At 39.6% G+C, this 22,831-nt stretch carries 24 protein-coding genes; 16 read left to right on the forward strand and 8 right to left on the reverse strand.

The window, feature by feature from the left end; translation table 11 throughout:
• Positions 1–26: 26 nt before the first annotated feature.
• On the reverse strand, positions 27–935 hold the full coding sequence (locus ACO6S2_RS13735) for a Stealth CR1 domain-containing protein (protein WP_422359132.1): 909 nt from the start codon (positions 933–935) through the stop codon (positions 27–29).
• 40 nt (positions 936–975) lie between these two features.
• Between ACO6S2_RS13735 and ACO6S2_RS13740 the strand changes: the two genes are divergently transcribed.
• Positions 976–1,578: a LicD family protein gene (locus tag ACO6S2_RS13740; protein WP_422359133.1), complete on the forward strand. Its 603-nt coding sequence runs from the start codon at positions 976–978 to the stop codon at positions 1,576–1,578.
• Here the strand turns inward: ACO6S2_RS13740 and ACO6S2_RS13745 are convergent.
• Positions 1,575–2,291 carry a phosphocholine cytidylyltransferase family protein gene (locus ACO6S2_RS13745; protein WP_422359134.1) on the reverse strand — a complete coding sequence of 239 codons (717 nt, stop codon included), beginning with the start codon at positions 2,289–2,291 and terminating at the stop codon, positions 1,575–1,577. The two genes, ACO6S2_RS13740 and ACO6S2_RS13745, sit on opposite strands and share 4 nt — an antisense overlap.
• Before the next feature lie 172 nt (positions 2,292–2,463).
• Between ACO6S2_RS13745 and aepX the strand changes: the two genes are divergently transcribed.
• From aepX to ACO6S2_RS13765, 4 genes are all read left to right on the forward strand, one after another.
• Positions 2,464–3,756, forward strand: a complete 1,293-nt coding sequence (aepX, locus tag ACO6S2_RS13750; RefSeq protein WP_422359135.1) for a phosphoenolpyruvate mutase — start codon at positions 2,464–2,466, stop codon at positions 3,754–3,756.
• A 3-nt stretch (positions 3,757–3,759) separates the two neighbouring features.
• Positions 3,760–4,878, forward strand: coding sequence for a phosphonopyruvate decarboxylase (gene aepY, locus ACO6S2_RS13755; protein WP_422359136.1), 1,119 nt, complete (start codon positions 3,760–3,762; stop codon positions 4,876–4,878).
• Positions 4,879–4,963: 85 nt separating this feature from the next.
• Positions 4,964–6,043 (forward strand): 2-aminoethylphosphonate aminotransferase, encoded by a 1,080-nt coding sequence (locus ACO6S2_RS13760; RefSeq protein WP_422359137.1) that lies wholly within the window; start codon positions 4,964–4,966, stop codon positions 6,041–6,043.
• A 119-nt stretch (positions 6,044–6,162) separates the two neighbouring features.
• Positions 6,163–6,972: a phytanoyl-CoA dioxygenase family protein gene (locus ACO6S2_RS13765; RefSeq protein ID WP_422359138.1), complete on the forward strand. Its 810-nt coding sequence runs from the start codon at positions 6,163–6,165 to the stop codon at positions 6,970–6,972.
• A gap of 72 nt (positions 6,973–7,044) precedes the next feature.
• On the opposite strand, the gene ACO6S2_RS13770 is transcribed toward ACO6S2_RS13765, so the two are convergent.
• Positions 7,045–9,210 carry a glutamine synthetase III gene (locus tag ACO6S2_RS13770; protein ID WP_422359139.1) on the reverse strand — a complete coding sequence of 722 codons (2,166 nt, stop codon included), beginning with the start codon at positions 9,208–9,210 and terminating at the stop codon, positions 7,045–7,047.
• 233 nt (positions 9,211–9,443) lie between these two features.
• On the opposite strand from ACO6S2_RS13770, the gene ACO6S2_RS13775 reads away from it, so the two are divergent.
• On the forward strand, positions 9,444–10,148 hold the full coding sequence (locus ACO6S2_RS13775; RefSeq protein WP_422359140.1) for an RsmE family RNA methyltransferase: 705 nt from the start codon (positions 9,444–9,446) through the stop codon (positions 10,146–10,148).
• Here the strand turns inward: ACO6S2_RS13775 and ACO6S2_RS13780 are convergent.
• The 5 genes from ACO6S2_RS13780 to ACO6S2_RS13800 are packed head-to-tail and all read right to left on the reverse strand — an operon-like array spanning position 10,145 to position 12,879.
• The gene (locus tag ACO6S2_RS13780) at positions 10,145–10,675 is read right to left on the reverse strand and encodes an acyl-CoA thioesterase (RefSeq protein WP_420581026.1); all 531 of its coding nucleotides are present in this window, start codon (positions 10,673–10,675) and stop codon (positions 10,145–10,147) included. The genes ACO6S2_RS13775 and ACO6S2_RS13780 overlap by 4 nt on opposite strands.
• A complete protein-coding gene (locus ACO6S2_RS13785) occupies positions 10,668–11,195 on the reverse strand; it encodes a DinB family protein (RefSeq protein ID WP_422359141.1) in 528 nt (175 codons plus the stop codon). The genes ACO6S2_RS13780 and ACO6S2_RS13785 overlap by 8 nt, the downstream gene beginning before the upstream one ends.
• The gene (locus tag ACO6S2_RS13790; RefSeq protein WP_422359142.1) at positions 11,192–11,677 is read right to left on the reverse strand and encodes a hypothetical protein; all 486 of its coding nucleotides are present in this window, start codon (positions 11,675–11,677) and stop codon (positions 11,192–11,194) included. The genes ACO6S2_RS13785 and ACO6S2_RS13790 overlap by 4 nt, the downstream gene beginning before the upstream one ends.
• 3 nt (positions 11,678–11,680) lie before the next feature.
• Entirely contained in the window at positions 11,681–12,193 is a 513-nt protein-coding gene (locus ACO6S2_RS13795; protein ID WP_422359143.1) for a gamma carbonic anhydrase family protein, read from the reverse strand.
• A 23-nt stretch (positions 12,194–12,216) separates the two neighbouring features.
• The gene (locus tag ACO6S2_RS13800; protein ID WP_422359144.1) at positions 12,217–12,879 is read right to left on the reverse strand and encodes a pyridoxamine 5'-phosphate oxidase family protein; all 663 of its coding nucleotides are present in this window, start codon (positions 12,877–12,879) and stop codon (positions 12,217–12,219) included.
• A gap of 86 nt (positions 12,880–12,965) precedes the next feature.
• Between ACO6S2_RS13800 and ACO6S2_RS13805 the strand changes: the two genes are divergently transcribed.
• From ACO6S2_RS13805 to ACO6S2_RS13850, 10 genes are all read left to right on the forward strand, one after another.
• Positions 12,966–14,402 carry a PLP-dependent aminotransferase family protein gene (locus ACO6S2_RS13805; RefSeq protein ID WP_422359145.1) on the forward strand — a complete coding sequence of 479 codons (1,437 nt, stop codon included), beginning with the start codon at positions 12,966–12,968 and terminating at the stop codon, positions 14,400–14,402.
• 137 nt (positions 14,403–14,539) lie between these two features.
• The gene (locus tag ACO6S2_RS13810) at positions 14,540–15,682 is read left to right on the forward strand and encodes an FIST signal transduction protein (protein ID WP_422359146.1); all 1,143 of its coding nucleotides are present in this window, start codon (positions 14,540–14,542) and stop codon (positions 15,680–15,682) included.
• Positions 15,679–16,560, forward strand: a complete 882-nt coding sequence (locus tag ACO6S2_RS13815) for a sensor histidine kinase (RefSeq protein WP_422359147.1) — start codon at positions 15,679–15,681, stop codon at positions 16,558–16,560. The genes ACO6S2_RS13810 and ACO6S2_RS13815 overlap by 4 nt, the downstream gene beginning before the upstream one ends.
• 1 nt (position 16,561) lies before the next feature.
• The gene (locus ACO6S2_RS13820) at positions 16,562–17,035 is read left to right on the forward strand and encodes a VOC family protein (protein WP_422359148.1); all 474 of its coding nucleotides are present in this window, start codon (positions 16,562–16,564) and stop codon (positions 17,033–17,035) included.
• A gap of 16 nt (positions 17,036–17,051) precedes the next feature.
• Positions 17,052–17,612, forward strand: coding sequence for a hypothetical protein (locus tag ACO6S2_RS13825; protein ID WP_422359149.1), 561 nt, complete (start codon positions 17,052–17,054; stop codon positions 17,610–17,612).
• A 95-nt stretch (positions 17,613–17,707) separates the two neighbouring features.
• Complete coding sequence (locus ACO6S2_RS13830) at positions 17,708–19,414, forward strand: sulfatase-like hydrolase/transferase (RefSeq protein ID WP_422359150.1); 1,707 nt, start codon at positions 17,708–17,710, stop codon at positions 19,412–19,414.
• Between the two features lie 215 nt (positions 19,415–19,629).
• Positions 19,630–20,112, forward strand: coding sequence for a T9SS type A sorting domain-containing protein (locus ACO6S2_RS13835; RefSeq protein ID WP_422359151.1), 483 nt, complete (start codon positions 19,630–19,632; stop codon positions 20,110–20,112).
• A gap of 5 nt (positions 20,113–20,117) precedes the next feature.
• Positions 20,118–21,419, forward strand: a complete 1,302-nt coding sequence (locus ACO6S2_RS13840; protein WP_422359152.1) for a hypothetical protein — start codon at positions 20,118–20,120, stop codon at positions 21,417–21,419.
• Between the two features lie 243 nt (positions 21,420–21,662).
• Positions 21,663–22,052 (forward strand): hypothetical protein, encoded by a 390-nt coding sequence (locus ACO6S2_RS13845; RefSeq protein WP_422359153.1) that lies wholly within the window; start codon positions 21,663–21,665, stop codon positions 22,050–22,052.
• 139 nt (positions 22,053–22,191) lie between these two features.
• Positions 22,192–22,773, forward strand: a complete 582-nt coding sequence (locus tag ACO6S2_RS13850; RefSeq protein ID WP_422359154.1) for a Crp/Fnr family transcriptional regulator — start codon at positions 22,192–22,194, stop codon at positions 22,771–22,773.
• Positions 22,774–22,831: the final 58 nt, after the last annotated feature.

The following is a 22,831-nucleotide window of genomic DNA, read 5'->3' on the forward strand; positions in this document are numbered from 1 at the left end:
TGTGTTTTATTGCCTTGTGGCAAAACTTACCTTTCAAAAGAGGACTTTTCAGGGTAATAATTCTTTAAAAATTCTTGTACCAGGTCAACAACCTTTTGATTAGGATTGTCCTTCTGATCATCGTTTAGACAATAAAAGTTGGGCTGTACCCTATTTATTCTTTCAAAAGCTCTTTGTTGTTTAGAAAAGCTGTTGGTGATCTTATGAAAAATCTGCCATTTTTTCAATTCAAAAACATTGACCGGTCTACAAGTTTTTCGCTGATGTTTGAGCATATAATACTTATACAATTTGTAAGCCATGAAATCATCATCTTGTCTAAAGCGATGCAATCGTTTTTCATGTGTCTTCTCAGGCCAGAGCTTATACATAGCTTCCCAATACTCCTTTTTCACCAGAAGTGGGCAATGCTCTACAAGACCTAAACCAATGATATCATTCTTAGCTTCGTAAATCCTCCAGCTAGGATTTTCACCGAAAAGTGTACCAAAAATATTGATCCTTCCCTCCTCTGACATAAAAGCCCCCAAGGGTGTTTCATTGCCAAAAAGAAAATCATCATTCATGTAGAGAAAGTGCTCTGATAGCCCTGGGATTTTATCAAGATAACTTTCGATGACACTAGAACTGTAAGTAGGCAAGTATTCTTCATCAAAGATATCTTCATGATGAACCACTTTTATTCTTGGATGATCAGTATTCAACCAATCCGGTATTTGTGGTTTTTGTGTGAGGATATAAATATTGCCAGCCCATGGTACGAATTTTTCAATCGAACGCAGGCTATACTTAATCATATCGTACACATCCCTGAATCTTTCGGGATTTACATCATCCAAATTTTCAGCGAATTTTTGACACCTTTCTATGTAAACAGGATCATCCCCATTCACCCAAGTGTAAACAATATCAATAGACTGATCGGATTTGCTCAAATTTTGTTTGATTTGCACGATTAAAATTGAGCGCAAAACTATGAATCTTTCATCCATCATACAAAAACTTCAACGCTTTATCAATGTGTTCTTCACAACGCTACCAGGTAACTATACCAACAAAAAGCTAGAGATTTTAGAAGAGCTTTTTAAAGTCACGAATGAATACATGCAAAAGACCGGAGCTGTATATTGGATAGACTTTGGTACTTTATTGGGATATCACAGAGAAGAGGCCATTTTACCCCATGATATCGATGTAGATTTTGGCGCTCATGAAGAGGAGTTTGAGAAAATATGGAGTAAGAAGAACGACTTACCGAAAGGATTTAAGTTATATGATACGTCATTCAGACATCGAGGACCTAAGCTCTACTTCAATTATAAAGGGTTTGACGCTGACATCTATTTCTATGAAGATAAAGATGGCACACTTACCTCGTACGAAAACAGTCATTATGTTGCTGAGCGTACACCGTACGCCAAAGAACTGGCCTTACCTGTTAAGCCCACAAAATTTCTAGGACAAGACACATTTATTCCTGCTGAGCCTGTGGCCTACTTAAAACACATCTACAACTATTTGGGCAGTAATGGCCGAAGAGATCGAACCACAGGTTATTGGTACGAAAAAGAGGATTAACTGCTTAATCTTGGCAATATTTTAGATAATGCTCGATTCAAATGGTCTTCATCATCGATTTCACACCACACCAAATCTGATTGCTTCTCTATAATAATGTCTTCTTTTGGAGAAAGAACATTAAAGGCATATTCATACTTCATCTTTTTGATGGTTGGGAGAGCAATCATCTTTTTATAAAAATCAAGACTCAACTTACATATACCTACAAGTTCGGCGTATGCATTAATTTTATCATTGCCATCCTGAGACAGATATCTAAAGTCCCCACTTTCAAAACCATGCAAATAGACCTCATCTCCGGAATCGGTAAATCCACTTCCCAAAATCACATTTGGCTGACTTGTTTCCAATATAGTCTGCAGAGCAGACACATCATAAAGCAAATCCGATTCTAAAAGCAGAAAATCGCCATCAATATGAGGAGCGGCACAAACCAAAGTATACATACTCTCGGTGGTAGAGTACTCATTATTATAATAAATGGTCAAATCATACTTTTCAGCAATATCTTCGTAAGCAGTACCCTTATGACCTACACCCACTACGATTTTCTCTATACCGTTTTTTTTGAGTAATCGTATAGAGCGCTCTATCAACGTCTCTCCTCCTACCTCAAGAAAACCCTTAGGCATTTCCTTAGTTCGATTGCCTAACCTCGTCCCTCGTCCTGCGGCTAAAATGACTGCTGTTTTGATGTTTTGATTACTCATGGTGTAGTTTTATATACTCTATTTTTAAAGTGGCGAAGATAGATAAAAATTGCTTTGGGGGTAAATGCAATTTTATGAGTCATAGTAAATGATTGCAAAATATATCTTTTAGTTTTGCAACCCGACCCAAAATGAATTTCAAAATAATTAAGACTTTAAAATCAAGTTTAGCATGAAAAAAGTGTATGTCGGTATGGGTACTGATTTGGTACACCACGGCCACATCAACATCATTGAAAAAGCACGCGAATTAGGGGAAGTAACCATCGGGTTATTGTCAGACGAAGCGGTGTCAAAATTCGCACGTGTACCTTTCCTTTCTTTCGATGAGAGAAAACAAATTTTGGAAAACATAAAGGGTGTTCACGAAGTAATTCCACAGGAAGAACTTGATTATGAAAAAAACCTAAAGGCACTAAAGCCTGATTATGTTGTTCATGGGGACGACTGGAAAACAGGTCCTCAAAGACACATTAGAGACAGAGTGATTAAGACTTTGGCTGAATGGGGTGGTGAACTAGTTGAACCAGAATACACCTCAGGCATCTCTTCTACAGGTTTGAGACAAGCCCTAAAAGAAATTGGAAATACGCCTGACATCAGAAGAAGAATGTTGAGAAGAATGCTCGACAACAATCATCTGGTGAAAGTGATGGAGACACACAATGGTATCTCTGGCCTGATCGTAGAAGACACCAAAGTGGAACTTGATGGAGAAGTTAGGGAATTTGACGCCATGTGGGTAAGTAGTTTGACCGACTCTACGGCAAAAGGTAAGCCTGATACGGAATACGTAGACAGAACCTCTAGATTCTCTACTATCAATGACATCCTTGATGTAACCACCAAACCAATGATCCTTGACGGTGATACAGGAGGTGTAGCAGAGCACTTCGCTATGTTGGTAAGAAACATTGAAAGATTAGGCCTTTCAGCTGTAGTTATCGAAGACAAAGTGGGTCTTAAAAGAAACTCATTGTTTGGAACAGAGGTAGAACAAACTTTGGACACCATTGAAGGATTCTGTGAAAAAATCCAGGCTGGTAAAAAAGCACAGGTAACAGACGAATTCATGATCTTCTCTAGACTAGAAAGTTTGATCGCTGATAAAGGCATGGAAGATGCTTTGACAAGAGCAAAGGCGTATATCGAAGCTGGAACTGACGGAATCATGATTCACTCTCGTCATAAGGATGGTAAGGAAATCATGGAATTCATGAAAGAATACCAGAAATTCGACGTGAAAGTACCAGTAATATCTGTTCCTTCTTCATACAATCAGTTCACTGAAGAAGAGTTGAAAGCAGCTGGATTCAATATTGTGATTTATGCTAATCACTTATTGAGAAGTGCTTTCCCTGCCATGAAGAAAACTGCTGAGTCTATCTTGACCCACCAGCGATCTAAAGAAGCAGACGAGTACTGCATGTCTATTAAAGAGATCTTAACCATTTTACCAAATTAATTCATGCTCAATACTGCAGAGTTTTTTGATTTCATCACATCAAAAGGTGTAGATTTCTCTACTGGGGTTCCTGACTCCTTGTTGAAAGATTTCTGCGCTTATGTAGCTGACAACAGTAATGACATTATTGCGGCCAACGAAGGGGCTTGTATTGGAATTGCGGCGGGTTATCATTTAGCCACTGGTAAAATTCCATTGGTGTATATGCAAAACTCAGGTTTTGGAAATACGATCAATCCATTGACATCTCTTACCGATCCGGATGTATACTCCATTCCTATGCTTTTGATGGTAGGCTGGAGAGGCCGTCCGGGAGTAAAGGATGAGCCGCAGCACGTGAAAATGGGCAGAATCAATGAGGCGATGATCCAATCCTTGGAGATTCCTTATTGTATTTTGTCGAAAGACATGGCAGAAGCCCAAAAGCAAATCAACACTGCTTTTGAATTCATGCAAAAAGAAAAGGCACCTTACATTCTTTTAATAGAAAAGGAAACCTTCGAACCATACAAATTGCAAAGTGCTAAACCAGACACCTTCCCTATGTCGAGGGAGCGAGCCATTGAGGTTTTGCTCGAGGAGTTGAATGATGACGATGTGATGGTCTCCACTACGGGAAAAACCTCTCGAGAGGTTTTCGAAGTGAGAGAAGCTAGAAACGAGCCTCACTTCAGAGACTTTTTGTGTGTAGGCAACATGGGACATACATCTCAGATAGCTCTAGGTATAGCCCTTGGCAAACCAGACAGACGAGTAGTTTGCTTGGATGGTGACGGATCATTCTTAATGCACATGGGATCGACTGCTATCGTTGGAGATCAGGCACCAGATAACCTAAAATACATTCTGGTTAACAATGGTGCACATGAGTCAGTAGGTGGACAACCAACAGTTGGCTTTACTACCGACTTTAAGAAGATTGCTGAGGCTTGCAACTACAAATCGACATTCACTGCATCTTCTGAGGACGAATTGAAAGAGATCATGCCTAATTTCTTAGCTAGTGCTGGACCTTCTATGTTGGAAATCAATGTAAAAAAAGGTTCAAGAAAAGATCTTGGACGACCGACTATCAAGCCAGCAGACAACAAGATTGATTTTATGAAAAACTTGGGTAACTAATTTCAACCCGTATAAAATGAAAATTTGTAAAGTCGTTCTGATCTAATCGGAATGACTTTATTTTTGCCCTAATAATTTCATAACCATGACAAGAAAAATACTCCTCAACCCCGGCCCCGCTACTACAACACCAAATGTAAAAGACGCATTGGTCGTAGATGATATTTGCCCAAGAGAAACTGAATTCGGTAACCTGATGCATGACATATGTGATGGATTGCTAGAAATTGGGAAAGGTGAAAAAGACTACAATGTAGCACTATTTGGAGCCAGTGGTACTGGAGCGATGGAAGCAACACTTACCTCCGCGATTGGCAAAGAGGATAAAGTATTGATTCTCACGAATGGCGCCTATGGTATTCGGATGACACAAATTTGTGACAACTACGGGATCAACTATGATTCTCTTTTTGAATATGGAGATTATACAGAACCAGCGCAGGTAAAAGAAGCATTAGCTTCAAAAAAATACTCTCATTTAGCATTTATCCATCATGAAACTTCTACAGGTATGATGGACCCAGTAGAAGAATTGGTAGAAATTTGCAAGGACTTGAAAGTCGTTTCCATTGTAGATGCGATGAGCACTTTTGGTGCATATCCTTATAAGTTATCAGAATTGGGCGTGGACTATATTTTCAGTTCATCTAACAAGTGCATACATGGCATGGCTGGATTATCCTTTGTATTGTTTCACGACAACCAAAAAGAAGCCCTGCAGACCAATGGGAGAAGTTATTACTTTGACGTGTACAAACAGTGGGACAACCTTCAGAAAAAGAATCAACTCCGCTTCACTCCTCCAGTTCAAATTTGCTATTCATTCATGGCGGCCATTAAAGAGACTCTCGAAGAGGGGGTTGAAACTAGATGGGAGCGGTACAAGGCCAATTGGCAAATACTTTATGATGGGCTTTTGGATTTAGGTTTCAAACCACTTCTTCCACTCGATCAAGAATCCAAAATATTATTGGCATTGAAATTGGATGGAAAAGAAGGTTTTGACTTCGACCACTTTCATGACTATCTTTATGAGAGGGATATTACTATATATCCTGGAGTAATGCCTGAAAAAGCCACATTTAGAGTGGCCATTATTGGAGATTTATATCCCGATGATATGCACAGAGTGATGGAAGAAATGACTGGATATTTCAATCAATAAAACAATGAATCTTACGCATCTCTTCTTTGTTGAATGCGTAATATAAACGACTATAAATTCAATCGAGCTGCATTTTGAAACAACACCACCTAGTCAGTGGCGTACAACTATTTTACCTAATGACACAAGTTAACACCAAGTTGCTAACCGAAGAACAAGTCAAGTTTTGGAACGAAAACTCGTATATCCATATTCCTGGCCTTTTTAAAAATCGCATCGCCGAGCTATCAACTTGGATAGATGAGATTTCTAATTGGGAACCCGATTTTGACAAATGGATGTCTTATTATGAAATGGACAATCCTAATCAACTTTCTCGGGTGGAAAACTTCATTCCTTATCATGAAGGAATGAAAGAAATATTCACGGGACAAACTATTATTGAACTCATTTCTGAGTTGATGAAAGAACCTGCTGTTTTGTATAAAGAACGAATTAATTTCAAATCTCCAGGAGGCGGACCCCACGCAGCTCACCAAGATGGTGTTGCTTATGAGCAAGGCGAAAATTCATCATTTGATCCAGAGATTGCACCTTATCTATCCATTTTGGTTAGTGTAGATGAAGCCACTGAAGAAAATGGCTGCTTGCAGGTGGTTCCAAATTGGCCGTTAGATTCTCTGGAAATTATTCCTATGGAAGCTCCTTTTCCCGAAAGGCCAGAGTACATGAAAATCAAGCAAAGTATTGAAGACTCACTAACCTGGAAAAAACTACCCACACAACCTGGGGATGCTTTGATATTTACCGAAAGATTACCTCATAGATCAGAACCTAATCAATCGGACAAAACCAGAAGGATTATCTATGGAGTTTACAATCCATTCTCTGACGGAGGTGATAAACGAGAAAAGTATTATGCTGACAAGCGAAAAAACCCAAATGACGCTCGATACATGGTAGGGAATCCTCATGCTCCAAGCAACTAGAATTTGAAAAAATTAGACATAAAAAAAGCTTCAATGAATGAAGCTTTTTTTATGTCTATCTTACTGGAGTGGTTATCTAATAAATAACAACTCTCTGTATTTTACCAATGGCCAGTCTTCATCGTCTACAAACAATTCTAACTTATCCACTGCATATCTAATCTTATCGAAGAATGCTCCCTTAACATCGTCACAATAAGCAATTGCTCTTCCTCTACTTTCTTCAATGTTATTTGCTTTCTTACGTGCATCAATCATAGCCAAGGTATTAGCCTTCACACTTGATGCGTATTCTGAAATCTTCTCAATGGTAGCAATCACTTCAGAATTGTCAATTCCAAGATCCCTCAATCCCTGCGCATTTTTAATCAACTTGTTTTGATAAGCTATCGCAGTAGGAAGAATGTGGTTCAACGCCAAATCACCCATTACACGCGATTCAATTTGAAGCTTCATAATGTAATTCTCTAGCATAATTTCATGGCGAGCGTCAAGCTCTACATCTGTCATTATGCTATTTTTCTTGAACACTTCTCTGGCAGCATCCGAAACATAGAAATCAAGAGCTCTAGCAGTGTCTTTCACGTTAGACAAGCCTCTCTTTTCGGCTTCTACTACCCATTCATCAGAATAGCCATCACCTTCGAATCGAACAGCCTTAGACTCCTGAACGTACTCTCTAAGTTTACCAATTATTGCTAATTTTTTATCAACACCTTCCTTGTCAATTCTAGTCGATACCTCGGCATAAAACTGATTCAATCTCTCCGCAACGATAGTGTTTAACACGGTCATTGGATTTGCTACGTTGGCATCAGATCCAACTGCTCTGAATTCAAATTTATTTCCTGTAAAAGCAAATGGAGAAGTTCTATTTCTATCTGTATTGTCCAAGATGATTTCAGGGATTTTATCAATTCCCAATTTCATATAAACATTATCGCCTTTGTCTACTTGTACATCTCTGTTGTTCTCCAGCTCATTCAGTACGCTGGTCAATTGCTCACCAATAAACGCTGATACGATGGCAGGAGGAGCTTCATTAGCACCCAACCTGTGATCATTACCTGCTGAGGCAATACTCGCTCTCAATAAATCAGCATGCTCATGAACAGCCTTCAGAGTACAAACTAGGTATACTAAAAACTGTAGGTTTTCTCTTGCGCTGCTACTTGGCTGGAATAAATTCACTCCAGTATCAGTGATTAATGACCAGTTGTTGTGCTTACCACTACCATTCAATCCTGCGAAAGGCTTTTCATGGAAAAGAATCTTTAAATCGTGCTTTAAAGCCACTTTATCCATCACATCTTTCAACAACTGATTGTGATCTGTTCCTTTGTTCACTTCCTCATACATAGGTGCACACTCAAACTGAGCCGGAGCCACCTCATTGTGACGAGTCATAACCGGAATACCTAACCTTTGGCATTCGTATTCGAATTCTTTCATGAATTCAAATACTCTCGGTGTAATTGTACCAAAGTAATGGTCATCCAATTGCTGTCCTCTAGCAGGATTGTGTCCAAAAACAGTTCTACCAGCCATCACCAAATCCGGACGAGCATCGAAAAGAGCTTTATCTACTACAAAATACTCCTGCTCCCACCCCAAAGATGCGGTCACTTGAGTAACATTACGATCGAATAATTTACACACTCTAGTTGCGGCCTTATCAACCGCCTCCATTGATTTCAATAATGGAGCTTTATAATCTAATGCCTCACCCGTATAAGCCACAAAAATCGTAGGTATACAAAGAGTGGTATCAATAATGAATATAGGTGAACTCGGATCCCAAGCCGTATATCCCCTAGCTTCGAATGTACTTCTAATTCCGCCATTCGGAAACGAAGAAGCATCTGGTTCTTGCTGAACTAGGGCACTTCCTTTGAATTGCTCTAATCCTTTTGACGGATCAAAGAAAGAATCGTGCTTCTCAGCTGTAGCACCTGTGAGTGGTTGAAACCAGTGTGTATAATGAGTCACACCTTTGCTCATCGCCCAAGTCTTCACAGCAGCAGCTACCGCCTCAGCTGTCTCTGCATCAATTTTTTTACCTCGCTTTATCGCCTTATCTACTTTCTTAAAAACATCCGATGAAAGAGACGCCTTCATCTGTTCTGTACCAAAAGCAAGTTCTCCGAAGAAGTCAGAGATTTTTCCTTCCGGCAATTTGAATTCAACTTTAGGTCTGGATTGAACTAAATCCAGTGCTTTGAATCTTAAATGTGCCATGTTATGTATATAGTTTATATTTCAAATTGATTCAACAAAAATAAATATTCCCTTCCTTTTTAAATCAAAACAAGTGCATTTTTCGTATTTTTTTATCCGAACAGGGTGTTTTAACACCCAAATCGTAGTGATTTTCAGTTTTTCAGTCAAAAATTACATAATTATTAATCTGAACACACTTCTTATTTTTATAAACATTTCACATTTCATTAATTTAGCCAAAAAGCAACCCGTTGAATTTCTACTATCACCCCAATCCAGAAGAAAACACGACACTGAGTCAAGAAGAATCTGCTCACCTTGTTAAGGTTCTTCGGGCAAAGACTGGCGATGAAATTGCTATCATGGATGGTATGGGCAAAAGCTACCTCGCCAAAATTATTGAGGCCAATCCAAGGAAGTGCAGTTTTGAAGTAATAGATATCAAGGCTGCAAAAACAAAAACTTACAGGACCCATATTGCAATTGCACCTACCAAAAACATGGATCGACTGGAATGGTTTGTTGAAAAATCCTGTGAATTGGGTGCAAACGAAATATCCCTTATTCAAACCCAAAGAACGGAAAGAAAGAAAGTGAACTTGGAACGACTGGAAAAGAAGGCGATTAGTGCTATGAAGCAATCCAAGAATTTTTGGAAATGCAAAATCAATGCATTGACAAAGTTTGATTCCTTTATTTCAAATCAGTTGAATGTAGAGAACAAGTTTGCTGCCTATGTAGAAACAGGTTTTGAAGATTTACTACAAAAGAAAATAAAGCCTGAAAGTAACGTACTGATCTTAATTGGCCCTGAAGGAGATTTTTCACCTGAAGAAATTGACCAGCTCAAATCTTCCAACTTTGAGTTAGTGTCACTTGGAGATCACGTCTTACGCACCGAGACTGCAGGCATAGCTGCAGTGCACACGGTAAATCTTGTCAATCAGAGACTCTAAAAAATCTTAATGGCAGCGTTAGCCACCTCATTTTTCAACTGACGAACCCTCATGTCGAAGTCAATATCTTCATAATCGATATCATCATAAGATACTGAAGACAAAAATTCAACAAGCTTAGCGGGATGAGTAGCCGATTGCCCTTTTTCATTTACATATCGTAATTTGGTCCAAAGCATGGTCTTCAACTCAGTCTCTTCATCATTGGTCATGAAATACTCAACCACCATCGTATTGTGATTGTGCCAGATGATCCTGGAGAAAATTTTAACCCATTCTCCCATTCCAGCTGGACGGATATAGGCGATTTGATGGTTATACACCACCCAAATGGCATCGAATGCTTTATATATCTCAGACATTTGCATGCCATAGAGCTTAGGCACTTTGTCCTCCCTGGCGTTAAAGAAGTAATCAAAATACTTGGCATTATTTAAATGCTTCAACGGGTCGCAATCCTGAAAACGAATAACAGATCTTGATTTCGTTGTTTTCTGATACTTCTTTGAAGGGTCAAACTCAAACATACTCTAAATATCTTTCGGTAATGATTTGTTTATGATGGGCGACGTGCCCCGCAATGATATAAATTATTGCCCGAACAGAAACATCCGTTCCATTTGCATTACCCATTCTTTCGGTTGCCTGACTGGTGAAATTGCAAATCATCTGGATATGGCCTTCTCTGAGCACCTCGAACTCCTTCAGCATTTCCTCAATAGAATTCTTAGAATCATCCGCCATCCGAACATACAGATGATCATCAAATCCCGGCAACTTAGCTTTTTCTCCCCTGGCGATAGACATCGCCCGATAACCAAACATGCGCTCCGCATCTATAATGTGTCTCAGCAATTGCTTGATTGTCCACTTGCCTTCAGCATAAGCGTAATTGTATCGATCATCAGGAATAGCTTGAATGAATTCGATGAACTCGCCTTTTTGGCTTTTAACCATTTCAAGTACATCATTATTTTCTACCTGACTCACATAGCCAGCAAAAAAGTAATGATACTCATTAGATTCGGGTTTTGATATTTGTATCATTCGATTTGTAAAGTAAATCCGTTTAGGAATGTGAAAATTTCGGAGTAACTGTACGGTTTAAGTGTTCCATCCTTGTACGAGGCCTCGGTTAGCAATTGTCTCAAGACATCAATTTGATCATCATCTACCAAAATGACTGCCTTGCCATTCTGTAATACATATAATGGTGTTTTTTCTTTTTTCTTCTCCAGAACTATAAACTCATTATTGACATACCAGCGACCTTTGACCTTACTTGAGTTAGCCTGAAACCCGGCATTCTCCCTCTTGAATTTAAAGTTTTGCAAAAAATTAATCTGGCTCCGACCCATAATGTCTGAAGTTAACCACTGCGTTTCGAACAGCTCTGATTCAGAAATATGAGACTTATTTTCTGACAAGAAAGTTTCAAGATAGGCAGTCACCTTTTCCTCCATGGTTTGTGCATGCAGCTGCCAACCACCAAAAAATATTAGAAAGAAAATGAACCACCTCTTCATCATGGCTTATTCTTGAAACCAACCAGCATATTTTACATAGTTATCCGCAGTGCGTTCAATCATTCCTAACCCTTTCTCTCCTATTTCTTTCACCTTTCTCGCTGGATTGCCGACATAAATAGAGTTAGGTTCAATAATCGTATTTTCTAACACAATGGCACCTGCCCCAATAATGGATCCACTCTTCACCACCACATGATCCATTACAATCGCACCCATGCCAATCAGCACGTTATCCTCTAATGTACAGCCATGTACAATAGCATTGTGCCCAATGGAAACCCGATTGCCAATTACAGTCGCGGCTTTTTGATAGGTACAATGAATGATGGCCCCGTCCTGAATATTGGTGTAGTCACCGATAGTGATCGAGTTGACATCCCCTCTTACTACTGCATTGTACCACACGGTACAATGGTGCCCCATAGTTACATCACCAATAATTGCAGCTGTCTCCGCAAACCAACAATCACTTCCATATTGGGGTTCTATTCCTCTTAGCTTTCTAATCAAACTCATTTATAGATTTGTTTGTAACAAATCTATCCGTTTGAGTTTTGCCATGCAAGTATGGCAGAGTCACTCACCACAATTCCATCAGCTAATTTTTGATCAGAAATCGGCTCATCAAACTTGTTATTGACGGGCAATACACCGGCCCATACATCCAGATTATAATCATCCGCTTCATCTACAGGGTCACCTGTTCTGATTTTGGCAGATGCAGAATCAATTTTAAACTTCATTACGGAAGTAATATCCAGTTCCTTTTGGTTAGGCACCCGACATTCATCCCACCTGCCTTTCAATATATTTTCAGTGATTACAAACAAGCCATGGTTTTTATCCTCATTCGACTCTACTTCTTCCGCAGTACCAAACAAAACTACAGACCTATAATTCGCTGAATGATGAAAGGCCGAGCGAGCCAACACCAATCCGTCTAAATGTGTAACCGCCATACAGACTGGAATTCCTTCTTTCACTGCCTTCATGGTCCTACTTTTCACCGAGCCATGCACATAAATGTGATCTCCATCTCGACCATAGGCCGTTGGGATGATGAAAGGTTCTCCATTCATGACAAAGCTGATATGACAAATACATCCAGCATCCAATATGTTAAAAACTTGTTCCTTATCATAGGTCGCCCTCTTTGCTCCCCTAACTATTTTATTTTTTGATGTCTTTTCAAATTGTTCCATATCCTTAAATTTTAATGTCTCCTCAAAAATATGAATCAAGTGGATTATCATTGTAATCCAATTTTCACAAAACAAAGGGTCCAGTTATGCTACCATGGAAATCCATCATTGTCATCAACCGAAAAGAAAACCGACCGGTTTATCTGCAAATATCTGATGCAGTAATTGCCGAAATCATGCAAGGTAGAATTCAAAAAGGCTTGAAAATGCCTGGTAGCAGAATCATGGCCAGTACGCTTTGTGTAAACCGCAAGACCATTTTGCAAGCCTATGATGAATTGATGGCACAGGGCTGGATGGAGATTATTCCTATGAAAGGAACTTTCATCAAGCAATCCCTACCATATGTAAAACAACAACCTTTAGGAGAAGCAGTAAAAATTAAAGCAGAGACGCAGACAAGCTCTTCAAAGTATGATATGCCCCGGGGAGAACACGTCATAGACGATGGTACTCCGGATTTCCGTTTAGCCCCTGTAGATCTATTACTCAAGACTGCCCGATCCGTATCCAAAGGTGCAGTAGGCAAATCTATTCTTTTAGGCAATCATTTTTTTGGAGAAGCAACACTAAGAAGTAATCTTACCAAACACCTATCAACTACCAGAGCCATCAATGGAACTAAAGACAACATCTTAGTTACCAGAGGTAGCCAAATGGCCATCTATCTTGCTTTTTCCTCTTTATTATCAAAAGGAGACAAAGTCATAGTAGGTCGGTTAAACTATCATTCGGCCGATAAAGCCATCAAATCTGCAGGGGGTGAATTGACAAGAGTACCTGTGACTTCTAAAGGTTTGGATTTAAATGAAGTTGAACAGGCAGCAAAAGGCGGGAAAATAAAGGCGTTGTATATCACCCCTCATCATCAATACCCTACAACTGTAACTATGCCTGTCGAAAACAGAATGAGGTTGCTTGAACTGGCCGAAAAATTTAATTTTTACATAGTTGAAGATGATTACGATTATGACTACCATTATCTAAGATCTCCAATTTTACCTTTAGCCAGTATTGACAGGAATGGCAGAATAATATACATCGGATCATTCAGTAAAATTCTCGTTCCTTCAATTCGCATTGGCTACATGTTCGCCAGCAAATCCATCATCAAGAAATGTGGAGAACTCAGAATGATCATTGACAAATTGGGAGATCCAATTATGGAAAGAGCCCTAGCCGAAATGCTTGTCGGCAACGATATAGATCGATTTTTGAAAAAAGCGGTCAATGCCTATAAGCAAAGACGCGATCTATTTTGCCAAAAGCTCAAGGAAGGGCTGAAGGATGAAATCACATTTAATAAGCCAAATGGAGGAATGGCAGTATGGGTTACTTTCAAAAGCATCAATATTGAAGAGCTAGTCAAAGCAGCTCGAAAGCACAAACTGACATTAAAAATTGATGTTTATGAACACACCAAAAAAGCCTGTAGGCTTGGTTTTGCATCCATGAATCCAAAGGAAATAGAGTCAAACACAGATTTATTAATTAAGGCTGCTAAGACTATTCTGAATCAATAAATATCCGAACTCAAATAATTTGTTTGGTTATTCCTATCAAACACTAATAGTTTAAATATCTTGTGATATATTTAGAATTGCAACTGCCCTTTCCAATCAGCTAACTATGGATCATATCATGATGAAAAGGTTATTGAATGCGCGTAGAGCAAAGAAAATATATTAAAAACCATGGTTGGGAGGTACTATCTGACCAAAAAATAGGAGCCAATTCTCAATTGGTTTTTGTCTTTGGATCTACTGAATTGGTTCAAGATCAAAGCCTATTTGATGAGGTGAGAAAGAACTATCCCAACGCCGAAATTGTAGTCAGTTCTGGGTCAGGTGAAATCATGAATGGTCAGGTAGCACAAGATACGCTGAACGTTACCGCTATTCAATTTGATCATACGACTGTTAAAACCTTGGAAATCAACCTTGATGATGTAAAAGATAGTTTTGACGTTGGTGCTCATATTTCTGCTCATATTGAAAAGGATGGATTGTCGAACCTCATGATATTCTCTAATGGAAATCAGATCAACGGCTCTCACCTACTTACAGGACTTCAGTTCAACTTATCAGAAGCCGTACCCATCACTGGAGGATTGGCCGGAGCTTATGACCCCTTCTCGGCTACCTTTACAGGGTTGAATAATATTGGTACAGAGGGCAAAGTAATTGGCATTGGTTTTTATGGAGACAAGCTCAAAATAGGACATGCTTCGAAAGCGGGATGGACACCTTTTGGTCCTGAAAGATTTATTACTAAATCTACTAACAACATCCTTTTCGAATTGAATGACGAACCTATTCTCGATTTCTATAAAAAATACCTGGAAGGTCTTTTCGAGGATATGGTTGAAGCCATTAGAATCTACCCCCTAGGCATTAAAACGGAAAATGGAGAGGAGCGTTTACTTCGGGCTTTTCTAGACTACAATAATGAAAACGGAGGCGCCTTATTTGCTGGAGATATGCCTGAGGGCGCCAAAGTGAGAATGATGCGTTCCAATGTAAATTCCTTAATTGATGCTGCTGGTGAAGCAGCCTCAGCAAGTACACAATCATTTAAAATAGAAGACCCTGACCTGGCTATTTGTGTCAGTTGTGTGGGTCGTCAATTTGTACTTCAAGATTGGACTGGTGAAGAAATTGATGGAGTGACTGCTGTGTTTGGTGATAAAATCCCAACCACAGGTTTTTATTCCTATGGTGAGATTGCTCCACAAGGCCCAAACAAGAAAAGCGCACTACACAATCACACCATGACAATTACTACTTTTAAAGAACTAAAATGAAGTCGGAATACAACAAAATATTAAGCCGGCAGATCAAGAAATTTTCTAACGGAAAGGGTATTCCTGAGGATCTAGCTCCTTTATTTAGTAGCATCAGCGAGTTTTATGACAATTTCGAACGAGATCAGAAACTCGTAGAAAGAGTAATGGATTTAAGCTCGGATGAGTTGATGGATTCCAATCTGGAACTCAAAAAGCTGAATGAAGAAATGGATCGTTTTGTATACAGTACTTCTCATGACCTTAGAGCACCACTCCTTTCTATTTTGGGATTACTAAATATCATCGAAAGTGAAAATACTCAGTACGACATCAAAGGATATCTAAAACTCCTGAGAGATAGTACTGTGAAGCTAGATCGATTCATTAGTGACATTATTGACTACTCCAGAAACACCCGGTTGGAGATCAATTGTGTAGAGGTAGATTTTGCAGCGGTGATTGATGAGAGCTTCAAGCACCTCAATTATATGCCAGGTTGCTCCACTCTATTGAAACTGATCAACATTGATGATCATGCCAAATTGTACAGTGATGATCGGCGACTTTCCATTATCTTCAATAACCTCATATCCAATGCTATCAAATATCAAAAGTCCGATATTGAAGATAGTTTTGTCAATATTGAGGCTGAGATTACTCCGTCAGAACTTAAAGTGGAAATTGAGGACAATGGTTTAGGCATAGAAGAAAAATACTTAGATCAAATCTTCGATATGTTTTATCGTGCATCACCTGAAGCCAAAGGTTCGGGGTTGGGTTTGTACATTGTACAGGAGACCTTAGAAAAGCTACAGGGAAACATAGAAGTGGAGTCTACTTATGGCAAAGGAACCAAATTTACCGTAACGATCCCAAATATGATCTTAGGTGCATAGTATGAAAACGCTCATTTACATAGCTCTCATCTCTCTACTGCCTTTTTCAATTCGAGCACAATCATCACCAAATGATCTAACACCCTATTTCAACGCTATCGTTGTAAGCAACATGGATTCGTCCCTGGTTTGGTACCAGCAAACCTTAGGATATGAAATACTGAATAATAGACAATTTCCTGAAATGGGCTTCAAACAAGCTAATCTAAAAAAAGGAACATCTATGCTCGAATTGATAGAACTCAAATCAGCTATTTCTCCCAGTGAGGTAGTCCCTAATTACAATAGCAAAACAAAAGTAATTGGCCTTTTCAAATTTGGATTCCAAGTCGAAGATTTTGATCAATGGGTGACCTTTCTGAGGTTGAAACAGGTACAATTCAATGGTGATGTAGTAAAAGACGAAATAACGGGAAAGCGGATGGTCATTGTCTTGGATCCTGATCGTAATCGTGTACAATTGTTCGAGAGATAACTTAGCCCATACCCTTATGTCTACCATCAAATCATATATAACCTTCAAAACGATGTTAAGTCTTTTGATGTTGATGTGCGTGCTTTCTTTAAACTTGAGTCAAGCTCAAAATCTAGCCGACAGCCTTACTTTTATATACACAAATACCAATCAAAAAGTAGTGCTCACCAAAGGCATGCTTTTGGAAGTTAAAACTAAGGACAGGCAAAAGTTGATAGGAGAATTTATCGGAGGTTCTGAGTCTGAACTACTCCTAAAGCAAAAGGACAAAACTCATAAACTGGCCATTGCAAATACAAACAAAATAGTGATCTATAAAGAAGGAAGCAAAGACCCTATTACCGGTTCTGTTCGATTTGTTGTTAGTGCATCAAGGTATACTTCTTTGATACTTGGCGCAGGTGCCGCAGCTGGAGGCATCGCTACAGTGAGTAACAATAAAGCCCTAGGCATTGGATTAATTGGCGTGAGTATTCCCTTGATTTATTATGGTATAAAACTGCATTTCATGCTAAAAAATGCTGATCGTGACGTCATTAAAATGAATAAAGGCTGGACTGTTTCCAGATCGAGTTAGGCATAGGCCTCGAACGAACATCACTCCTACTTCATTGGGAAGAATATCCTCCTGGATTCTGCAATTATTGATCTAGTTTTCTAACAATGAAAACTATGTCAAGACATTCAATCATCTCCCTATTTCTGATTACTGTAATCTTCTCCTACTATTATTCCTGCACGCAGCAAGAACATAACCAACTAGCAACACGGCGCACAGACCTCACCTCAGACTTAGAACAAACCAATATTTTATGGATTGTGGCTGAAGATATGAGTCCATATATCCCTGCTTTTGGAGACAGCACCATCTCCACTCCCCACCTGGATCGATTGGCCAAATCCGGTGTATGCTATGATAACTTTTATGCGCCGCATCCGGTATGTGCGCCTGCCCGAGCGTCAATCATTACAGGCATGTATGCCAATAGCATAGGTGCTAGCCACATGCGAACCGGACCCTGGTATGCCGGCCCTGCAACAAATGAAACCATAAAAAAGTACAATGACTTACAACCCGAAGGACTTGAAGCTTACGAGGCCAGCCCTCCTGCTGAAGTAAAAATGTTTACCGAATACCTCCGTGCCGCTGGGTACTACTGCACCAACAACAGCAAAGAAGATTATCAGTTCATCAAAACCCCAACAGCCTGGGATGAGAGTAGCAATCAAGCACATTGGAGAAACAGGCCTAAAGGCAAACCATTCTTCTCTGTTTTCAATATCATGGTCACCCACGAATCCAAAATCTGGGCTAAGGCTAATGATTCATTATTGGTTGACAAATATTTGGAGGTACTCGTGCCTCCTTACCTGCCTGACACAGAAGTCTCCAAAAACAATATCCGAAGAATGTATTCCAACATTATTGAAATGGATAATCAAGTTGGTGAAATTCTAAATCAACTGAAAGAAGATGGATTGCTGGATGAAACCATAGTCATTTGGTACACGGATCACGGCGGACCGCTACCCAGGCAAAAACGACTACTCTATGAATCAGGCCTACAAGTGCCAGCCATCATTCGCTTTCCAAATCAACAATTTGCAGGAAAGCGTGATGACCGACTGGTTAGCTTTGTTGATCTGGCACCTACCATGCTCTCCATCGCTGGCATTCAACCACCAGACCATTTGCAAGGCCAGGCATTCTTAGGAGAATACGCCGCACAACAAGAATCTCAATATCTTTACGCAGCATCTGATCGCTTCGACGAAAACACAGATAGAGTTAGATCTGTGCGAGACAAACGCTACAAATTCATCCAGTACCTTATGCCTGAATTGCCCATGTACGCAGACATTGCTTATCGCAATCAGATGCCCATCATGCAGGAACTAAAACGTCTTCGAGATGCTGATCAACTCACGCCAGCGCAAGCCCTTTGGTTTAGAACAACCAAACCGACAGAGGAGCTATTTGATCTTGAAAATGATCCACATGAGCTCAACAACCTGGCTGAAGATCCGAGGTACGCGGATAAACTCGGAGAGCTTCGCATGGCTTGCACGCAGTGGATCACCGACATCAACGATACGGGCATGATCCCGGAAATCGAACTCATCACTCGATTCAAACCCAACGGCATTCAGCCGCAGACATTAACACCAAAAATTGTAAAAATGGGTTCTAAGATAACCCTCACCTGCCTAACCGAAGGCGCTTCGATCGGATATAAACTATACAACTTACATGAAGACCCTGAAACAATAAGCTGGTCAATTTATACGAAACCGTTTTCAATTGCACCAGGTCAGCTGCTAGAAGTGGTTGCTCATCGGATTGGGTATCAACAGAGTAAAATTGTAAGCACTGAATAAATTGTCAAATAACTGAAATTATCCATAGACCTAATTCCTCAAACATTGTCAAGGTTATTTTGAACTATATCAAAATAAAATTGTACTTTAGCGTTAACCAAGTAAATGATCCTCTGCACAATTTTTGATACTATTAACCAGCTAAAATAATCGAAACCCACTCTACTGTCTGATAGATTAAATCACACTCTTACAACTGACCTAGTTTACCAAAAATGACCAAGCACATTTCACTTATCATCCTTACAATTCTTGCAATAGGATCTTTCAATCTACAAGCACAGGAATCCACCAATACAAGTGGTGGCCAAACTAATGGAGACCATGGAACTGTCACTTACTCACTGGGGCAGGTAGTTTATACCCAACAGGAAGGAAGCACCGGTAGTGTAAATCAGGGAGTTCAGCAGTCTTACGAAATATCTGTTGTGGCTGGAATAGAAAATACAAATATTGATCTGAGCATTTCTGTCTATCCCAATCCAACCCTTGACTATTTGACGCTTAAAATTGAGGATTTCAAAAGGGGAAATTTTCGGTATCAGTTGCTTAATGTTCAAGGCAAAATCCTAGCGCAGGATGAATTACTCCAACCTATTTACAGAATCAACATGGACAGCTATCAACCCAATATTTATTTCTGTCTGATCAAAACCCAAAATCAAATAATCAAAACATTCAAGATTATTAAAAACTAAACCTAATGAAGCAACTATTATTTACACTCACCTGTATATTATTCTCATCAACTTTATTCGGGCAAAACCCAAACAAGATCAGTTATCAAGCTGTAGTGCGAAACGCTGAAGGAACGCCCATTACTACGGCTGTTGGGATGCAAATCAGCATCTTGCAAGGAACTGCATCGGGCACCACTGTATTCAGTGAGACTCATACCCCCACCCCAAACTCAAATGGTCTTGTTAGTATAGAGATCGGCGCAGGGACAACAGTCTCGGGCACCTTATCTGAAATAGATTGGTCCAATGGCCCTTACTTTCTAAAAACTGAAACCGATATCGCAGGCGGTACTAATTATACCATTTCAGGAACCAGCCAATTATTGAGCGTGCCCTATGCCATGCATGCTAAAACAGCAGAAACTGCTGAAAACATAAGTATTGATGCCGATGATTCGGTATTTGAGGGCTGGGACAAAGATGTAAGTGACGATTTTGACGGAAACTATAACAATCTGACTAACACTCCGACCATACCCACTAATGTAAGTGAACTCACCAACGATGCTGGTTACCTTACGGCGAGTCAAAATTTATCGACTATGTTGAGCGAAGGAAACGATGCTGGTGACAACGAGCTTGTAAACGTCAGTCAGCTAGGCATTGGAACAAGTACTCCCAATTCAAGCGCCGCACTGGAGGTAAGTTCTACTACAGGGGCCGTACTCATGCCTCGCATGACTACAGCACAGCGAGATCAACTTGCGGCTGCAGAAGGCATGCTTATTTACAATACTGACCAAAGCAAATTTCAAGGGTATGGAATGGCCTCTACATCTTCAACAGCTCTAATGGAAAATTCGGTAATCAATGATTACAAATTTTATGTTGGACGTGATTACCTCTATACCGGTCAAACTTTTGAGTTTGACAATGACGTTTCTATAGAATCAGTTACATTTTACCCGTTTTCAGTTATTGAGGCTGGAGATTTAACAGTTCAAATAGTCGAGCTAGATGGTAGCTGTGATGGAAGTGTAGTGCTTGGATCAGGCACGGTAAGCGTATCTGAACCTGGAGAAACTACTGTTACTTTTTCCTCTCCCGTGAGTTGTCCTACGGGCAAAGCCTATGCCTTCAAAATTGTTCCCGTATCGACCGTTTATGTGAGCCTTGATTGCAATAATGATCAACCACCACCAGTAAGTAATTCAAATCACATCTATTTTCATAGTAGCTCCCCAAGATGCAATCAATCTTCATCGGATCTCAAATTTACTATCACGGGCACTAATACCTCTCCAAATTGGATTGATTTGCACTAAGTTCACAAATAGGCAAAAATTCTGGACGCACAGTATTGTTATGACTAGGGTTAAATTTACTCTCCCAACATCTCGTTAGGAGGAAAAATTACTTACACCACATTTTTAAGTCTAAACAAGACAAAACTTGAAAGTCCAAATCATAGACAAGTGTCCGAGCTTTATTTTTCAATCATCACATATAAGAGCCTAAAAAAAACCTAGCCTTAACGCATATCCGAAACCACTGCTTAGATTTAAAAAATGAAAAAGATACTTTTTACTGTTGCGCTTTGCTATCATTTTATTCCAACTAGTCAAGCTCAAACAATCGGGGAAATACGGGAGGAAGTCTTGATTTTAACGGACATCCCTTTTAGTGGAGATGCCATCCAGCCTAACTTCATCAATGCAGATACCAGCGAAGTATATTCATTCAATCACATGGATTGGCTGGATAAACATGTGTCCTTATACGACTTTTTTCATAAGTACAGAGATTTATGTATTGAAAAGCAATTATACTTTACTATCACCATGATTTATATCCCGAAAAAGCAATACTACCATGATAGATATGAAGGCTACCTTCCAACAGGGGAAACAGTCGATCAATGGGTGCTTACGAGTATAGTAAGGAATGAGGAAGAATAGCTCTGCGATAACTCACTTCATGGTCACTAATACCTGATCAGACTCTCCATGCACTCAGAATTCAACACCACCCAAAATGCTACTCAGATGTTGACTAGATTTATTGCATTAGGTTTTTCACACTTGTGATGTATAAACGATGAAAAAATTATCCGAACAAATTGAAAATTACATCAAGCTGAATCCAAAAGAGAGCCAAATTCTTGATCTACACACATACAGAAAAAATTATAATAAAAAGGAAGTTGTTTTTAGAGCAGGTAACATAGCTCATCAAATTTATTTTGTCGCCCAAGGCTGCGTGCGGCTATTCTACAATGTTGATGGTTTAGACAAAACTGCATTTTTCTACACAGAAGGTCAGTTCATCTGTGCAGGAGAGAGTTTTACATTCAACATACCCGCAAGAGAAAACTATCAAGCCTTAGAAAAAACGGAGCTTTATATATTCACCAGAACCAACATTGAGAAGCTCACACAAATGATTCCTAAACTGGAAGTACTGGCTCGTATAGCTGTAGAAAACGAACTGATCACCAGCCAACGGGTCATAGCCTCTTTTGTGACCAAGTCGCCTGAAGAACGTTATCTGGATTTGATCATTACTCAACCAGAACTGTTTCAGCGGGTACCACAACAATATATTGCTTCGTTCTTGGGCGTGTCTCCAGAAACGCTGAGTAGAATTAAGGCTAGAGTCTATAAAAAACTCCGTTCTTGACGATCGTCAAGAAAAAGCTCCAAATCAAAATTTACTTTTGAAGGCAAACATTTACAAA

It is taken from the genome of Reichenbachiella sp., from assembly GCF_965233835.1.
Classification (GTDB): Bacteria; Bacteroidota; Bacteroidia; order Cytophagales; family Cyclobacteriaceae; genus Reichenbachiella.

Coding starts and splice junctions, on each gene's coding strand:
- ACO6S2_RS13740 (WP_422359133.1), top strand. CDS start 976: ATGAATCTTTCATCCATCATACAAAAACTTCAACGCTTTATCAATGTG.
- ACO6S2_RS13745 (WP_422359134.1), bottom strand. CDS start 2,291: ATGAGTAATCAAAACATCAAAACAGCAGTCATTTTAGCCGCAGGACGA.
- aepX (WP_422359135.1), top strand. CDS start 2,464: ATGAAAAAAGTGTATGTCGGTATGGGTACTGATTTGGTACACCACGGC.
- aepY (WP_422359136.1), top strand. CDS start 3,760: ATGCTCAATACTGCAGAGTTTTTTGATTTCATCACATCAAAAGGTGTA.
- ACO6S2_RS13760 (WP_422359137.1), top strand. CDS start 4,964: ATGACAAGAAAAATACTCCTCAACCCCGGCCCCGCTACTACAACACCA.
- ACO6S2_RS13765 (WP_422359138.1), top strand. CDS start 6,163: ATGACACAAGTTAACACCAAGTTGCTAACCGAAGAACAAGTCAAGTTT.
- ACO6S2_RS13770 (WP_422359139.1), bottom strand. CDS start 9,210: ATGGCACATTTAAGATTCAAAGCACTGGATTTAGTTCAATCCAGACCT.
- ACO6S2_RS13780 (WP_420581026.1), bottom strand. CDS start 10,675: ATGTTTGAGTTTGACCCTTCAAAGAAGTATCAGAAAACAACGAAATCA.
- ACO6S2_RS13785 (WP_422359141.1), bottom strand. CDS start 11,195: ATGATACAAATATCAAAACCCGAATCTAATGAGTATCATTACTTTTTT.
- ACO6S2_RS13790 (WP_422359142.1), bottom strand. CDS start 11,677: ATGATGAAGAGGTGGTTCATTTTCTTTCTAATATTTTTTGGTGGTTGG.
- ACO6S2_RS13795 (WP_422359143.1), bottom strand. CDS start 12,193: ATGAGTTTGATTAGAAAGCTAAGAGGAATAGAACCCCAATATGGAAGT.
- ACO6S2_RS13800 (WP_422359144.1), bottom strand. CDS start 12,879: ATGGAACAATTTGAAAAGACATCAAAAAATAAAATAGTTAGGGGAGCA.
- ACO6S2_RS13805 (WP_422359145.1), top strand. CDS start 12,966: ATGCTACCATGGAAATCCATCATTGTCATCAACCGAAAAGAAAACCGA.
- ACO6S2_RS13810 (WP_422359146.1), top strand. CDS start 14,540: ATGCGCGTAGAGCAAAGAAAATATATTAAAAACCATGGTTGGGAGGTA.
- ACO6S2_RS13815 (WP_422359147.1), top strand. CDS start 15,679: ATGAAGTCGGAATACAACAAAATATTAAGCCGGCAGATCAAGAAATTT.
- ACO6S2_RS13820 (WP_422359148.1), top strand. CDS start 16,562: ATGAAAACGCTCATTTACATAGCTCTCATCTCTCTACTGCCTTTTTCA.
- ACO6S2_RS13825 (WP_422359149.1), top strand. CDS start 17,052: ATGTCTACCATCAAATCATATATAACCTTCAAAACGATGTTAAGTCTT.
- ACO6S2_RS13830 (WP_422359150.1), top strand. CDS start 17,708: ATGTCAAGACATTCAATCATCTCCCTATTTCTGATTACTGTAATCTTC.
- ACO6S2_RS13835 (WP_422359151.1), top strand. CDS start 19,630: ATGACCAAGCACATTTCACTTATCATCCTTACAATTCTTGCAATAGGA.
- ACO6S2_RS13840 (WP_422359152.1), top strand. CDS start 20,118: ATGAAGCAACTATTATTTACACTCACCTGTATATTATTCTCATCAACT.
- ACO6S2_RS13845 (WP_422359153.1), top strand. CDS start 21,663: ATGAAAAAGATACTTTTTACTGTTGCGCTTTGCTATCATTTTATTCCA.
- ACO6S2_RS13850 (WP_422359154.1), top strand. CDS start 22,192: ATGAAAAAATTATCCGAACAAATTGAAAATTACATCAAGCTGAATCCA.